Source organism: Mesorhizobium sp. M7A.F.Ca.ET.027.03.2.1, from assembly GCF_003999175.1.
Classification (GTDB): domain Bacteria; phylum Pseudomonadota; class Alphaproteobacteria; order Rhizobiales; family Rhizobiaceae; genus Mesorhizobium.
The window spans coordinates 1-906 of record NZ_RZOM01001578.1 but is presented as its reverse complement, the minus strand read 5'-3'; the positions used below and the strand labels follow the sequence as shown (position 1 = coordinate 906).

Below are 906 nucleotides of genomic sequence, written 5' to 3'. Positions count from 1 at the left end.
GTTGGATGTGGTCGATGAGCCGGCCGCGATGCAATTCCTGGGTTTCCATAAAGATGCCTCCTCGTGAGGTTCGAATTTAGGTTCGGACAGGGCGTCGTCAATGCGGATACTTGTTCTATCCCGCAAACAAAAAGCCCGCCGGGAGGGGATCCGGCGGGCCTTTGGAAAGCATGTCTAGCCTTCAGGGGTCTGAGGGGGGATCAGACTTGGTAAGAACCTTTGTTGGCCGCGGAGGTTCCACCCGAACAAAAAATTGCCGATGGCCCGTCGAAACCGCGGAAGCGGTGGAGGCGATTTCTTCGCGAGAGCACTCACAGTTTGGAACTTTCCGCTCACAACCGGGTTGGGTGCCCCGGTGGGAGGAATTGCTATTGGATAGTTTTCAGAGGCTCGAAGCGCTGGTCGACAGCGCCGGTGTCGAGGATATCGAGGAAGCAACCGCTCTGCTGCGCCGGTTCAAGGGCAGGTCGCGCGAGGTCTCGGCAGCCATAGATGAGTTCATGCTCGATTTCATGACGTTGGTCTTCGTCGTCGAAAGCGGCGAAGAAGGTTTCGAAAAGCCGGTCCGCAAGCTCGCTCGCACCAAGCTTTCAAAGCTTGAGCGGATGGTGACTGTGATGGCGGAGGAAAAGCCGGCCTCCGGCGCCGGCCTATCCCTTCAGGATGGCGGCTAGCCTTGGAATGCCTTCGCTCACCGCGCGCCGGTCGGCGAGCGTGAAGGACAGCCGCAGCGTGTTGCGCCCGGTGCCGTCGGCATAAAAGGCGCTGCCCGGCACGAAGGCCACCCGCGCTTCTTTCACCGACCGCGCCAGAAGCTCGGTGGCGTCGGCCCCTTCCGGCAACGTTACCCAGACGAACATGCCGCCTTCCGGGCGGCTCCAGGTCACGCCTTCCGGCATATTGGAT

1 protein-coding gene and 1 pseudogene are annotated in these 906 nt (G+C 60.6%); one reads left to right on the top strand and one right to left on the bottom strand.

What is annotated here, in order from left to right; all coding sequences use genetic code 11:
* Positions 1-371: 371 nt before the first annotated feature.
* The gene (locus EN750_RS36555; protein WP_236382754.1) at positions 372-674 is read left to right on the top strand and encodes a hypothetical protein; all 303 of its coding nucleotides are present in this window, start codon (positions 372-374) and stop codon (positions 672-674) included.
* Here the strand turns inward: EN750_RS36555 and EN750_RS36550 are convergent.
* A pseudogene (locus EN750_RS36550) lies at positions 651-906 on the bottom strand (PLP-dependent aminotransferase family protein); the annotation flags it as partial. The gene EN750_RS36555 and the pseudogene EN750_RS36550 sit on opposite strands and share 24 nt — an antisense overlap.